This window comes from Hallella sp. (genome assembly GCF_037460745.1).
In the GTDB taxonomy this organism is placed as follows: Bacteria; Bacteroidota; Bacteroidia; order Bacteroidales; family Bacteroidaceae; genus Prevotella; species Prevotella faecis.
In genome coordinates this window covers 1-14,250 of record NZ_JAXVAE010000118.1, presented here as the reverse complement: position 1 = coordinate 14,250, position 14,250 = coordinate 1, and the positions used below count along the sequence as shown (strand labels likewise).

Here is a 14,250-nt window from a genome sequence, read left to right as displayed (position 1 = left end):
CATTTAGCGCAATGCCAGTCGATACGCAGGGTAAGGACTGGCATTGCCTATAGGTAAATGGTTTAGTACATGATGCCAAGCCAACGCAAGATGTCGTTGAGATTGGCCACTACCATAAGCAATATCAGAATGGTGACACCCACATACTCGGCGCGCACCATGAACGTCTCCGACGGCTTGCGACGCGTAATGATCTCGTAGAGCAGGAAGAGCACGTGCCCACCATCGAGGGCAGGAATCGGCAGGATGTTCATGAAGGCAAGGATGATGCTCAAGAAAGCGGTCATCTTCCAGAACATATACCAGTCCCAAGTGTCGGGGAAGAGACTTCCAATGGCTCCGAAACCACCAAGCGACTTGGCACCGTCGGCCGTAAAGACATACTGCATGTCGCTGACATAGCCCGAAAGCACGTTCCAACCATACTTCACTCCTGCGGGGAAGCTCTCGAAGAAGCCATAGCTCACATGGGTGGTCTTATCGTTGTAAAGGCCATAGAGACTCGGAACGGCGAAGCCCACCTTGAGGTCGGCGGTGAGAGTGGTGCGCAGGGTGTCGCGCTTCGATGTGCCAGCCTTGGCCACCACGAAACTAACGCTACGCAAACGGAGGCTGTCCTTTGAGGTCTTAACTGCCGAAAGTTGATCGCTAATACGACCAATCTCCTCAGTAAACTCATTGTATGAGTCGATGTTCTTGCCGTTGACGGCCAGGATGGTGTCGCCCTTGCTGAGTCCCATGGCCCAAGCGGGTGAGGCCACCAAGCGACTATCGCCATCTGCGGCAGGCAAATCCTTGTACACGGTGTCGATGACCGCGGGGATGAAAGGACGCAAGAATTGCGGCGTAACCTTCAGCATGTTGAGCAGGTTGATGTTGCCCGGAAGGGTGATACGCACCTGCTTGCCGTCGCGAACGACATCACAATAACGCGCCTCTGACAGGTCGCGATAGACGTCGACATTGAAATCCTTGAACGGACGGATATCTGTTCCCACAAGAATATCGTGGTCGCGAAAGCCGTATTGCTTGGCCTCGGTGTTGAACTTCATGCCTTGGGTCATGTCGGACATCTTGACGTAATTCTCACCCCAGTGGAACATAATCATCGAATAGATGAAAAGCGCCAAGAAGAAGTTGACGGCCACACCGCCAATCATGACGATAAGGCGCTGCCAAGCGGGCTTGCAACGGAACTCCCAAGGCTGGGCGGGCTGCTGCATCTGCTCGGTGTCGAAACTCTCGTCGATCATGCCGGCAATCTTACAATAGCCGCCAAAGGGCAGCCATCCCAAGCCATACTCCGTGGCACTGTTCTTAGGCTTGAAGCTAAAGAGCTTGCCGCTCCACTTGCCCACGCTGAGGTCGAAGAAGATAAAGAACTTCTCCACTCGGATGCCAAAGAGCTTCGAGGCCAGCATGTGGCCGCCCTCATGAAGGAAGACGAGCAGCGAGATGGAGAGGATGAACTGAAGAAGTTTTATGAAGAATACTTCCATTTCTAATGATTAACTATGCTTTTAAGAATAATAAATGATGCTTTCGGATGCTATGGACCATGCCGTTGGATGCAAAGGGCAACACTGTCGGGTGCGATGGGCAGCGCTATCGGATACGATGAGCTATGCTGGCAACCACAATGCCCCATGTTTTCTGGTACGACAAGCCATGCAATGGACGATGATGTGCCGTGCCATGTAGCGACTTATGCGCCTCAACGAACGCTGATGGATGCTTATAGGTATGATGCCGCCACCTTTCGGGCCTCGCGATCGGTGCTCAGATAGACGTCGAGATCGGGGTTGGCGTCGAACGACACCTGACTCATGGTCTTAGAGATGATGTCGGCCATGCCGAGGAACGAGCACTGTCCCTTGCGGAACGCGGCGTTGGCCACCTCGTTGGCAGCGTTGAGCACGCAGGGCATGTTGCCGCCTTGGTGGATGGCGTCGTAAGCCAACTGCAGGCAAGGGAACTTCGCCACATCGGGCTCGAAGAACTCCAGTTTCTGCGTTTTGAAGAAATCGAGACGCTCGCCCTTCAACGGAAGGCGCTCGGGGAACGAGAATGCGTACTGGATGGGCAGACGCATATCGGGCACACCCAGTTGGGCCTTGACGGCGCCATCCATGAACTGCACCCCGCTATGCACCACCGACTGGGGATGGATGAGCACCTGGATGCGCTCGGCCGGCACGCCAAAGAGCCACTTGGCTTCCATGACCTCAAAGCCTTTGTTCATGAGCGAGGCCGAATCGATGGTAATCTTGGCCCCCATATCCCATGTGGGATGGCGCAGGGCATCGGCCGCTGTCACGGTGCGCAAGCGTTCCTCGTCGAACAAACGGAACGGTCCGCCTGAGCAGGTGAGCAGAATCTTGTCGACCTCGTTCATGTCCTCGCCCACCAAACTCTGGAAGATGGCGGAATGCTCCGAGTCGACAGGCAACAGGTCGACATGGTACTGACTGACCAGTTTCAGCATAAGCTCACCCGCCACAACAAGCGTTTCCTTGTTGGCCAGGCATATCTTCTTGCCGGCTTTGATGGCGTGGATGGTAGGCTCAAGTCCGGAGAAGCCCACCATAGATGCGAGCACCATGTCGACAGGCGATGCTTCCACCACTTCGTTGAGCGCTTGCTTACCCGCGTAAACTTTGATATCGGGACGGTCGGCAAGCAGATTTTTCAACTCATCGTAGTGAGCCTCATTGGCTATAACCACTGCGGCGGGATTGAACTGATGGGCTTGCTGGGCCAGTTTCTCCACACTGTTGTTAGCCGTAAGGCAGTAAGCCTCATAACGGTCGGGGTGCTGACTAATGACATCAAGGGCTTGGGTACCGATGGAACCGGTGCTACCCAGGATGCATATCTGTTGTTTCTTCATGTCTGAATGATGGGTAAATGGACCTACAAAATAGGAACCAGGGGGTTATTTGATATGGAGCGGAGCCCTATATAATAAGGAGAGAAGGTCGATGTGCCTTTATCCGTTATTGGGTCACAGGCTCAACAATCCGTCGGGAATGGTCATGGTGATGGTCTGCGCCTGTCGGTCGAAGGCACAGATGAGGTCGTCGCTGGCCGGAAGGAGCACCTCGCCCTGTGGCGTGGCTATGGTAAAGAGCACGTTGATGGTGCTGTCGTCCACAGCCTGGATGGTTCCCACGGTGTTGCCCGTTGCCTCGTCGATGACCTTGAAGCCGATAATCTCGGCCCATGAGGCACCCCCATCCTCTTCCTGCGCCAAGGCGCGGGGGAAGAACACATCGCATCCCGTGAGCTCACGGGCGCGTTCCTCAGTGTCGATGTCACAGAGTTTCAGCAGGCATATCTCGTTGGAGCGAAACCTATACTCCTCGATGAAGAACGGCACAAGGATGCCGTCGATGTCGAGAATGAGATAATCGGCATCCACACGGTCGAAGATATCGTCCTCAAACTGGAACGACAGTTCGCCTCTCACGCCATGGGGCTTTCCCAGGCGGCCTATGCGATACACGTCCTCTTGCTTGATCATGGTTGTTGTGGGTTATCAATCGTTCACACGCTGGATCTTCGCACCCAGTTTGTTGAGACGCTGCTCAATGTCCTGATAGCCTCTGTCGATCTGCTCAATGTTGGCGATACGGCTGGTGCCGCGTGCGCTCAGGGCAGCAATGAGCAGAGCGATACCGGCACGGATGTCGGGCGATGTCATGTTGCCGGCGCGCAACTGGATGCGGTGATCCTGTCCCACCACCACAGCGCGGTGTGGGTCACAGAGAATGATTTGCGCTCCCATGTCGATGAGTTTGTCGACAAAGAAGAGTCGACTCTCAAACATCTTTTGATGGATGAGCACCGTACCACGCGCCTGTGTGGCCACCACGAGCAGCACGGAGAGCAGGTCGGGTGTGAGTCCGGGCCACGGAGCGTCGCTCAGGGTCATGATTGTGCCATCGATGAACGACTGCACCTGATAGTGGCTATGATGGGGAATAACGAGGTCGTCGCCCTCCGCCTTGATGCGAACACCCAATCGGCGGAAAGCATCGGGGATGATTCCCAGGTTCTTCAGCGACACATTCTTGATGCGCACACCGTCGCCCACCATGGCCGCCATGCCGATAAACGATCCCACCTCGATCATATCGGGCAACACGCGGTGCTCACCGCCATGCAACTGCTCCACCCCCACGATGGTGATGAGGTTGCTGGCGATACCACTGATGTTGGCTCCCATGTGGTTGAGCAGGTGGCAGAGTTGCTGCAAGTAAGGCTCGCAAGCAGCGTTGTAGATGGTGGTTGTGCCCTTGGCAAACACGGCAGCCATGATGATATTGGCCGTTCCGGTTACCGAGGCCTCATCGAGAAGCATATACGTTCCCTTCAGTTGCTTGGCACGAATCTGGTACACGTCGCGCTCCTCATCATGCACGAAGTCGGCTCCCAGGCTCTTGAATCCGAGGAAATGGGTGTCGAGACGGCGCCGTCCGATCTTGTCGCCGCCGGGCTTGGCCACAGTGGCCTTACCGAACCGGCCGAGCAGCGGTCCTATCATAAGCACCGATCCACGCAGCGATGAGCACTTGCGCACAAACTCCAAGCTGTCCAGGTAGTCGAGGTTGAGCTCGTCGGCCTGGAACGTATAGTCGCCCGGGGCGTTGTGAGTAACCTTCACGCCCATGTCCATGAGCAGTTTGATGAGGTTGTTCACGTCGAGAATGTCGGGTATGTTCTTAATCCTCACAGGGTCTACAGTGAGCAGTGTGGCGCAGATAACCTGCAGCGCCTCGTTCTTGGCACCTTGCGGCGTGATGTCTCCGCTGAGCGGGTGGCCGCCTTCGATGATGAATGACTCCATACGCTTTGCTTATTTCTTTTTACGTTTTTTTTCCGTTTCCCTAAGGTCGACCTTCGCAAACTTGAAGTGGGCGAGGTCCAACTGTATCTTGCCATCAGTGTAGCGTGCCAGATCGTCGGCCACCTTCTCGTCGTCGGTGTATCCGTGGCTCCACAACATGAGGTCGCGCTTCATCTGGTTGGCAGTGAGCCGCACGAGGTTGTCGCGCTCAACACCGGGCTCCATGGTCTTCAGCTTGTCGAAGAGCTTGAAGATGTATCGTCCGTAATGCCTTACGCGGATATTCTCCGTGGGATACTTCATCGGCTCGGGTTTGGTCTGCATCGACCTCGCCTCACTGACGTCGTAGGGCCAGTCGATGTCGAGCTTGAAGTCGCTCATCAGTGCCAAGTGGTCCCACAGCTTCTGCTTGTAGTTGGCGTTGTTTCGGTTTTGGGGCACCATGCGGTCCATGGTTGCGACAATGGTTGCTGCGCAACGCTGCCGCTCTTCCTTGGTGGGCAGTGCCACGCAGTAGTCCACCATGTTCTGTATCTCGCGCCCATACTCTGGCAAGATGAGTCTCTCGCGCTGGGTGTTGTAGTCCAATCCGTTGATGTTCATGTCTATTCCTGGGATGTTGATGTGGGTGAATGGCAGGGGCTCTTAGAGCAACTTACGCGGCTGCTTGGCCACGAAGTCTTTCAGGTAGAACGGCACAAAATAGGCCACGTCCTCAAACTCCTCGCGCGCCATGCGACGCTCCGCCAGCGGCAGCATGTTCTTGGCCAGTGCCTCGATGCCCTCTATGAAGTGGGCATTGGGGTGATCAATGACCTCCTTGCACTTCATGGCTCCGTTGCCGAAGAAGTACACGGGGTGCTTGTCGAGGTATTCGCGGTAGGTGTCGGCGTCGACCACATCGGCCTGGATGGGTCGCACCTCGCGCAGCGAACGGGTGAAGAGCTGCGCGTAGACCTCCATGCGGCGTGCGTCGAGCATGGGACACAGCAGCGCGTCGTCGTCGGTCACCATCTCCCGCAGCAACACTGGCACGCATAGCAACTCCAGCGTTGGCACGGCCAACAGCTTCACATCGCGTCCATAGCAGATGCCCTTGGCCATCGACACACCGATGCGCAGGCCGGTATAGGAGCCAGGGCCGCAACTCACAGCCACCGCGTCGAGGGGGATGGCATGGTTGTCGATAAATGAGAGAGCCTCGTCGACAAACGCTCCGAGGCGCTCGGCATGGTTCGGACCACTGTGGTCTTCCTTGTCGAAGATGCACGCTCCGTCTTGACTGACGGCCACTGAGCACACATTCGTGCTCGTATCAATATTCAATATGCACGACATAGTTTGAAATTTCTATCTAAATAAAGTGCAAATTTACGCTTTTTTCCACGATTTCTTAGTACATTTGCAAAAATTTAACGCGAAAGAAGCTATGATACAATCAATGACGGGTTACGGCAAGACTGTCGCAACCTACAAGGACAAGAAGATTAATGTTGAGATTAAATCATTGAATAGCAAGGCTCTCGACCTCTCCACACGCATTGCGCCGCTCTATCGAGAGAAGGAGATGGAGATCCGGCAGCTCATCGCTCGTTCGCTGACAAGAGGCAAGGTCGACTTCGCCATTTGGGTCGAGAAAGACTCGCTTGTCGACGCCACACCGATCAACGCGGCTCTTGTAGAGAATTATTACCACCAGCTCAAGGCCATTTCCGACAAGGTGGGCATCCCCGAGCCTACCGATTGGCTCACCACCCTCACACGCATGCCCGACGTTCTGAGCAAGACAGAGATAGAACAGTTGTGCGACGAAGAGTGGGAAGTTGTGCGCCAAGCTGTCTGCCAGGCCATCGACGCCCTCACGGAGTTCCGACGTCAGGAGGGTGCTGCGCTCGAGCGCAAGTTCCACGAGAAGGTCGACAACATCGAGCGCTTGCTCCACGAGATCGAGCCTTACGAGAAGAGTCGCGTGGCGAAGATTCGCGAGTCGATCGTCAAGGGATTGGAGATGATTCCAGGCGTCGACTACGACAAGAACCGACTGGAGCAGGAGCTCATCTATTATATTGAGAAACTCGACATCAGCGAGGAGAAACAGCGCCTGGCCAACCACCTGCGCTACTTCCGCGAGACGATGGCCGAAGACCAGCCCAACGGCAAGAAACTGGGCTTCATCGCCCAGGAGATGGGCCGCGAGATCAACACCACGGGATCGAAGAGCAACCAGGCTGAGATGCAAAACATCGTGGTCAAGATGAAAGACGAGTTGGAGCAGATCAAGGAGCAGGTGCTCAACGCTCTCTAACCAATTGTCTCACCTATTTATTATAAGGTTATGACCAACACCTACGACATTCCCAACACACACGCCGACCACGCCGCCAACCAGGGCGAGGGCCGGCTGCTCATCTTCTCCGCTCCCTCGGGAAGCGGCAAGAGCACCATCGTGAAATGGCTCATGGAGCAGCATCCCGAGCTGCGACTGGCCTTCTCGGTGAGCGCCACCACACGCGCTCCACGAGGCACCGAGCGCAACGGCGTGGAGTATCTGTTCCTCACGGAGCAGGAGTTTCGCAAGAAGATTTCCGACGGCGAGTTTTTGGAGCACGAGGAGGTTTACCCCGGACGGTTCTACGGCACCCTGAAGGAACAGGTGGAGACGCAGTGCCAACGGGGCGAAAACGTGGTCTTCGACGTCGATGTGAAGGGTGGCTGCAACATCAAGCAATATTATGGCGACCGCGCCCTCAGCATCTTTATCCAACCGCCATCGGTCGAGGAGTTGCGGCGCCGACTGGAAGGACGCGCCACCGACGCGCCCGAGGTCATCGAGCAGCGACTGGCCAAGGCGTCGTACGAGTTGACCTTCGCACCGCGCTTCGACCACATCGTGGTCAACGACGACCTCGACACGGCCGAGGCGGAGGCTTACCGTCTTGTCAGCCAATTCCTGAAGCGTTGACCGTCATGGACCCACTTGTGCCAACGGGCATCTTCGGGGGTTCCTTCAACCCCATCCACACGGGACACATCGGGTTGGCGCGCGACATTCTGCGTCTCGCCAACCTCGAAGAGGTGTGGTTTCTCGTGTCGCCCCTCAATCCTTTCAAGCGTGCGGCCGGCGACTTGCTCGACGACCGCCTGCGCTTCGACATGGCGCGGCGAGCCCTCTGCGACGAGCCCCACTTGGTGGCGTCCGACTATGAGTTCGCCCTGCCCAAGCCGTCTTACACGTGGCAGACGCTGGCCCACCTGCGCGCCGACCATCCCGACCGCCAGTTCTCGCTCATCATTGGCGCCGACAACTGGTTGGCGTTCGATCGTTGGGCCCATCCCGACGACATTCTCCACCACCATCCCATCATTGTTTATCCACGTGAGGGCTATCCCATCGACAAGGCCTCACTGCCAGCCGGTGTCTCGCTTGTCGACACAGGCCTCTACCCCATCAGCAGCACCGACATACGCCATCGCGTGGCCCAAGGCGAGCCCGTCGAAGGTCTGGTGCCGCCAGCCATCGTTCCGATGGTTGAGGAATATTATAAGTAATGAGCAAGGGGCTTATGGGCATAAGGAAACTCTTATGCCCACAAACCCCTACACACCTTGTCTTTCCACGCTTTTTTCCCTATTGTTCCTCCCATTCTTCATTTAACCCCAATCGACCATGAGACCGAAATAGATGGGTAATAGGCATTCCCTTTCTTCTTTTCAATTCTTGTCAGCGTTTCTTTCGGCATCTTGCTTCCATTCGTGTTTTGCCATAGCCCGCTATGGCTTCAACACGCCTGTCGCAACCTGCTCGAAACAAACACCAACAAGAATTAAAATCTCATGGCCGATTGGGGTTTAACCGAAAATTCTTCGCTTAAAAGTTTGCGGTCTCGGAAAGAACCTATATCTTTGTCCAAAATTAACTATAATCTAAAGAAAAACCACAAATCATGGCAGAATTGGAAGTGAAAGAGCTTGAGGACGTTGTTGTGCGATTCTCGGGCGACTCAGGCGATGGCATGCAGCTCGCCGGAAACATCTTTTCCACGGTGTCGGCCACCGTGGGCAACGGCATATCCACCTTCCCCGACTATCCGGCCGACATCCGCGCCCCACATGGCTCACTCACGGGCGTATCGGGTTATCAGGTGCATATCGGTGAAGGACAAGTTTACACGCCAGGCGACAAGTGTGACGTGCTCGTAGCCATGAACGCAGCGGCGCTCAAGACTCAATACCGCCACGCCAAACCGTTGGCAACCATCATCATCGACACCGACTCCTTCGGTCCCGCCGACCTGAAGAAGGCACAGTTCGCAAGCGACGACTACCTGGGCGAGATGAAGATCAACCCCGACCACGTGGTGGCTTGCCCCATCACCACAATGGTGAAGGATTGCCTGCAAGATAGCGGCATGGACAACAAGGCCATTCTGAAGTGCCGCAACATGTTCGCCCTCGGACTGGTGTGCTGGCTCTTCCACCGCGAGATCAGCCTGGTGGAGCAATTCCTCCATGAGAAGTTTGCCAAGAAACCGGCCGTGGCAGAGGCCAACATCAGCGTCGTGAAAGCAGGCTACAACTATGGTGCCAACACCCACGCCTCGGTGCCCGCCACCTACCGCATCGAATCGAAGCATAAGGTGCCCGGACGTTACATGGACATCACGGGCAACAAGGCTACTGCCTACGGCTTGATGGCCGCCGCCGAGCGAGCCGGCCTGAAGCTCTACCTTGGTTCATATCCCATCACTCCCGCCACCGACATCCTGCACGAGCTGGCCAAGCACAAGTCGATGGGTGTCATCACCATGCAGGCCGAGGACGAGCTGGCCGCATGCTCATCGGCCATTGGCGCGGCATTCGCCGGAGCGCTGGCCGCCACCAGCACATCAGGACCGGGCATCTGCCTGAAGAGTGAGGCCATGAACCTCGCCGTCATCGATGAGCTGCCATTGGTCATCATCGACGTGCAGCGCGGCGGTCCCTCAACGGGATTGCCCACCAAGAGTGAGCAGACCGACCTGCTGCAGGTGCTCTATGGCCGCAACGGCGAGAGCCCCATGCCGGTCATTGCCGCCACCAGCCCCACCGATTGCTTCGACGCCGCCTTCATGGCTTGCAAGATAGCGCTCGAGCACCTCACACCGGTGGTGCTCCTCACCGACGCGTTCATCGCCAACGGATCGGCCGCATGGAAACTGCCGAAACTCGACGAGCTGCCTGAGATCCATCCCCACCGCGTGCTGGAGAACCAGAAGTTCAAGTACTCGCCCTACCGCCGCGATCCCGAATCGCTCGTGCGCTACTGGGCCGTGCCGGGCCAGGAGGGCTACACACACATCCTCGGCGGACTGGAGAAGGACGGCGAGACGGGTACCATCTCGACCGACCCAGAGAACCACCACCTGATGGACAACCTGCGCTTCGGCAAGGTGGCGCGCATTCACGTGCCCGACCTCGAGGTGGAGGGCGACGCCGACGACGCCGACCTGCTCATCGTGGGCTTCGGATCGACCTACGGCCACCTGCATGCGGCCATGGCCGAACTGCGCCGCCGCGGACACAAGGTGGCATTGGCCCAACTGAAATACATCAACCCGCTGCCCGCCAACACCGCTGAGGTGTTGACACGCTACAAGAAGGTGGTGGTGGCTGAGCAGAACCTCGGACAGCTCGCCGCCCTGCTGCGCATACGCATCAACGGATTCACGCCCTACCAGCTCGACCGAGTGAAGGGCCAGCCGCTGCGCACGCACAGAATAGCAACCATCTTCGAGAACATCATCCTCGATAAGATACATGCCAACGGCGACACCTTCACCTCGCGCATTGTCTAAAACAGATGAACTTTAACCATTCTACCTTTATCCGACTTTTCAAATCATGAATTACACAGTCAACGATTATAAGAAAGGCCAGCCCCGCTGGTGCCCGGGTTGCGGCGATCACAGTTTCTTGGCATCTTTGCAAAAGGCCATGGCGGAACTCGGCGTGCCGCCCTACCAGACGGCCGTCATCAGCGGTATAGGCTGCTCAAGCCGTCTGCCCTACTACGTCAACACCTACGCCATGCAGACCATCCATGGACGTGCGGCGGCCATCGCCACGGGCGTGAAGGTGGCCAACCCTGAGCTCACCGTCTGGCAGGTGTCGGGCGATGGCGACGGACTGGCCATCGGCGGCAACCACTTCATCCATGCCATGCGCCGTAACGTCGACATCAACATCATCCTGCTCAACAACCGCATCTACGGCCTGACCAAGGGCCAATACTCGCCCACCAGCCCCCGCGGCTTCGTGTCGAAGTCGAGCCCCTATGGCACCGTGGAGGACCCGTTCCGCCCCGCTGAGCTCTGCTTCGGCGCACGCGGCCACTTCTTCGCACGCGCCGTGGCCACCGACGGCACAGGCACCGTGAACATCCTCAAGGCGGCAGCGCAGCATAAGGGCGCCACCGTTTGCGAGATTTTGCAAAACTGCGTGATCTTCAACAACGGTGCGCACGAGCCCATCTACACACGCGAGGGACGCGAGCGCAACGCCATCTACGTGGAGCACGGCAAGCCATTGGTGTTCGGCGAACAGAAACAGTACGGACTGGTGCAGGAGGGCTTCGGACTGAAAGTGGTGGAGATCGGCAAGGACGGCTACACCCTCAACGACATCCTCGTGCACGACGCCCACTGCCAGGACAACACGCTGCAACTGAAGCTCGCCATGATGGACAACGAGCACGGATTCCCCGTGGCGCTCGGTGTCATCCGCGACGTGGAGGCACCCACCTACGACGAGGCCATCTACGCGCAAATCGAGGAGGTGAAGGCCGCCAAGCCCTACCACTGCTTCGAGGAGCTTCTCGAAACCAACGACATCTGGGAGGTGAAGTAACACCCCATCACGGCCGTTGCGCCACAGCGGCGCGCCGCACCTCACACCCCTCATACCATCAGGCTGCAGGAACACCCCCCTGCAGCCTTTTTTGCATACAAGCCACCGTGCGGAGGCTATCGTCCAAGGACTGGGGGCGACAAGAAAAACTGACAGCCGAACCATTGGGTCAGCATACAGACAGGGCCATTTTTCCAAGTCGATATTGCAAAACGACAACAAAAACGGCAAATTTTGTATTCTTTAACCTAAAAATGTTTTATCCATCTCGAAAAACCAATGCACACGCTTTGCGGCTTGTGCGGAAATTGCTACCTTTGCTCCCAAAAGAGGAGAATATTCAACTTATATAAACTTTAAGTATTAAGTAAAATGGCAAGGTTTAACAAGTCAGTTTTAGCAAACTACGGCATCCAGACGGGTACCGCAGAAGTTCTGTACAACCCCTCATACGAGGTGCTCTTCAATGAGGAGACTCAGCCGGGTCTGGAAGGCTTCGACAAGGCTCAGGAGACAGAGCTTGGCGCAGTGAACGTGATGACCGGTGTTTACACAGGCCGTTCGCCTAAGGACAAGTTCATCGTTGATGACGCTACTTCTCACGACACCGTATGGTGGGACTCTGAGGAATATCATAACGACAACCACCGCGCCTCTGAGGAGACATGGAAGGCCTGCAAGAAGCTCGCTCAGGATGAGCTGAGCTACAAGAAGCTCTATGTGGTCGACGGTTTCTGCGGCACACACCACGACACCCGCATGAAGGTTCGCTTCATCGTGGAGGTGGCATGGCAGGCTCACTTCGTGACCAACATGTTCATCCGTCCGAAGACTGAGGCTGACTTCGAGCAGGAGCCCGACTTCATCGTTTACAACGCCTCTAAGGCTAAGGTGACCAACTGGAAGGAGCTGGGTCTGCACTCAGAGACTGCCGTGTTGTTCAACGTTACCTCTAAGGAGCAGGTTATCCTCAACACATGGTATGGTGGTGAGATGAAGAAGGGTATGTTCTCTATGCAGAACTACTTCCTCCCCTTGCGCGGCATCGCCAGCATGCACTGCTCTGCCAACACCGACATGAACGGTGAGAACACCGCTATCTTCTTCGGTCTGTCTGGTACAGGTAAGACCACTCTGAGCACCGACCCGAAGCGTAAGCTGATCGGTGACGACGAGCACGGATGGGACGACCAGGGTGTGTTCAACCTCGAGGGTGGCTGCTATGCCAAGGTTATCAACCTCGACAAGGAGGCTGAGCCCGACATCTACGGCGCTATCTGCCGCGACGCTCTGCTCGAGAACGTTACTGTCGACGAGAACGGCAAGATCGACTTCGCTGACAAGAGCGTTACTGAGAACACTCGCGTGAGCTATCCTATCTACCACATCCACAACATCCAGCGCCCCGAGAGCCAGGGTCCCGCTGCAAAGCAGGTTATCTTCCTCTCTGCCGACGCATTCGGCGTGCTGCCTCCTGTGAGCATCCTGAACGCTGAGCAGACGAAGTACTACTTCCTCTCTGGTTTCACAGCCAAGCTCGCTGGTACAGAGCGCGGCATCACTGAGCCTACTCCTACTTTCTCTGCTTGCTTCGGCCAGGCATTCCTGGAGCTGCATCCTACAAAGTATGCTGAGGAGCTCGTGAAGCACATGGAGAAGAGCGGTGCCAAGGCTTACCTGGTTAACACAGGTTGGAACGGTACTGGCAAGCGTATCTCTATCCGCGACACACGTGGTATCATCGACAGCATCCTGAACCACGAGATCGACAAGGCTCCTACAAAGACGATCCCCTTCTTCAACTTCGTGGTTCCCACACAGTTGGAGGGTGTAGACGCTGGTATCCTCGATCCTCGCGACACTTACGCTAACGCTTCTGAGTGGGAGGTTAAGGCCAAGGATCTGGCTCAGCGCTTCATCAAGAACTTCAAGAAGTACGAGGGCAACGAGGCTGGTAAGGCTCTGGTTGCTGCTGGTCCTCAGCTCTAAGCATCAACATCGCCTTCGGGCAGCATAGCATAGGCCCACCAAAAGGATAGGCCACTGCCCGAAAGCTATCATCACATAGGAGGCCTGCTCTCATCCAAGAGAGCGGGCCTTTTTGTGCTTACACGGCATTCCACACCCACGCTACAGCAGATTTGGTTTCCATTCTTACCTCATCAGTCCACACCAAGAACGGGTTTATCCCCAACCCAATGCCACAATTCTCGCAAATCACGCAGGCGTGCTACCGCTACATTCCCACTTTCTTTAGGATCATCCGACATTTGGAGTGAAAAATAACACACGTGAGTATTTACGCTCAGACGCGGTCGCTCGGCTCTGCCGCTTTCATCAGAAAGAACAACGAATTGAACGAATTAACGAGACTCGGCGAAGCCCCACCGACCAACGGAAGGTAATTGATATAATCGTTTTGCGATTACCAATTTGAACGAATTTTAGCTAACGCAATTAGGAAAATTCGCTTTCTATGTTAAAATCCAAATATTTTGACCATTATTTTTAATTTA

The 14,250-nt window shown here is 56.0% G+C and carries 12 protein-coding genes; 6 read left to right on the top strand and 6 right to left on the bottom strand.

Annotated elements, in window-relative coordinates:
- Nucleotides 1-62 precede the first annotated feature (62 nt).
- The 6 genes from rseP to tsaB all read right to left on the bottom strand — a co-directional run bounded on the left by rseP (nt 63) and on the right by tsaB (nt 6,187).
- Nucleotides 63-1,499, bottom strand: a complete 1,437-nt coding sequence (rseP, locus tag WKK33_RS08160) for an RIP metalloprotease RseP (RefSeq protein WP_337933294.1) — start codon at nt 1,497-1,499, stop codon at nt 63-65.
- 236 nt (nt 1,500-1,735) lie between these two features.
- Complete coding sequence (locus WKK33_RS08155; RefSeq protein ID WP_215759082.1) at nt 1,736-2,890, bottom strand: 1-deoxy-D-xylulose-5-phosphate reductoisomerase; 1,155 nt, start codon at nt 2,888-2,890, stop codon at nt 1,736-1,738.
- A 114-nt stretch (nt 2,891-3,004) separates the two neighbouring features.
- The gene (gene rimM / locus WKK33_RS08150; RefSeq protein WP_215759083.1) at nt 3,005-3,523 is read right to left on the bottom strand and encodes a ribosome maturation factor RimM; all 519 of its coding nucleotides are present in this window, start codon (nt 3,521-3,523) and stop codon (nt 3,005-3,007) included.
- A gap of 15 nt (nt 3,524-3,538) precedes the next feature.
- Nucleotides 3,539-4,849, bottom strand: coding sequence for a UDP-N-acetylglucosamine 1-carboxyvinyltransferase (gene murA / locus WKK33_RS08145; protein ID WP_337568453.1), 1,311 nt, complete (start codon nt 4,847-4,849; stop codon nt 3,539-3,541).
- A 9-nt stretch (nt 4,850-4,858) separates the two neighbouring features.
- Nucleotides 4,859-5,452, bottom strand: a complete 594-nt coding sequence (locus WKK33_RS08140) for a DUF4290 domain-containing protein (protein ID WP_337637417.1) — start codon at nt 5,450-5,452, stop codon at nt 4,859-4,861.
- A gap of 42 nt (nt 5,453-5,494) precedes the next feature.
- Entirely contained in the window at nt 5,495-6,187 is a 693-nt protein-coding gene (gene tsaB / locus WKK33_RS08135) for a tRNA (adenosine(37)-N6)-threonylcarbamoyltransferase complex dimerization subunit type 1 TsaB (RefSeq protein WP_215759086.1), read from the bottom strand.
- A gap of 91 nt (nt 6,188-6,278) precedes the next feature.
- On the opposite strand from tsaB, the gene WKK33_RS08130 reads away from it, so the two are divergent.
- From WKK33_RS08130 to pckA, 6 genes are all read left to right on the top strand, one after another.
- Nucleotides 6,279-7,154, top strand: a complete 876-nt coding sequence (locus WKK33_RS08130) for a YicC/YloC family endoribonuclease (protein ID WP_215759087.1) — start codon at nt 6,279-6,281, stop codon at nt 7,152-7,154.
- Nucleotides 7,155-7,184: 30 nt separating this feature from the next.
- Entirely contained in the window at nt 7,185-7,811 is a 627-nt protein-coding gene (gene gmk / locus WKK33_RS08125) for a guanylate kinase (protein ID WP_337933293.1), read from the top strand.
- A gap of 5 nt (nt 7,812-7,816) precedes the next feature.
- A complete protein-coding gene (gene nadD, locus WKK33_RS08120; RefSeq protein WP_309437942.1) occupies nt 7,817-8,398 on the top strand; it encodes a nicotinate (nicotinamide) nucleotide adenylyltransferase in 582 nt (193 codons plus the stop codon).
- Between the two features lie 392 nt (nt 8,399-8,790).
- Nucleotides 8,791-10,683 carry a 2-oxoacid:acceptor oxidoreductase subunit alpha gene (locus WKK33_RS08115; protein ID WP_337568473.1) on the top strand — a complete coding sequence of 631 codons (1,893 nt, stop codon included), beginning with the start codon at nt 8,791-8,793 and terminating at the stop codon, nt 10,681-10,683.
- Nucleotides 10,684-10,729: 46 nt separating this feature from the next.
- Nucleotides 10,730-11,734, top strand: a complete 1,005-nt coding sequence (locus tag WKK33_RS08110) for a 2-oxoacid:ferredoxin oxidoreductase subunit beta (protein WP_337933292.1) — start codon at nt 10,730-10,732, stop codon at nt 11,732-11,734.
- A gap of 372 nt (nt 11,735-12,106) precedes the next feature.
- Complete coding sequence (pckA, locus tag WKK33_RS08105) at nt 12,107-13,723, top strand: phosphoenolpyruvate carboxykinase (ATP) (protein ID WP_215759091.1); 1,617 nt, start codon at nt 12,107-12,109, stop codon at nt 13,721-13,723.
- Nucleotides 13,724-14,250: the final 527 nt, after the last annotated feature.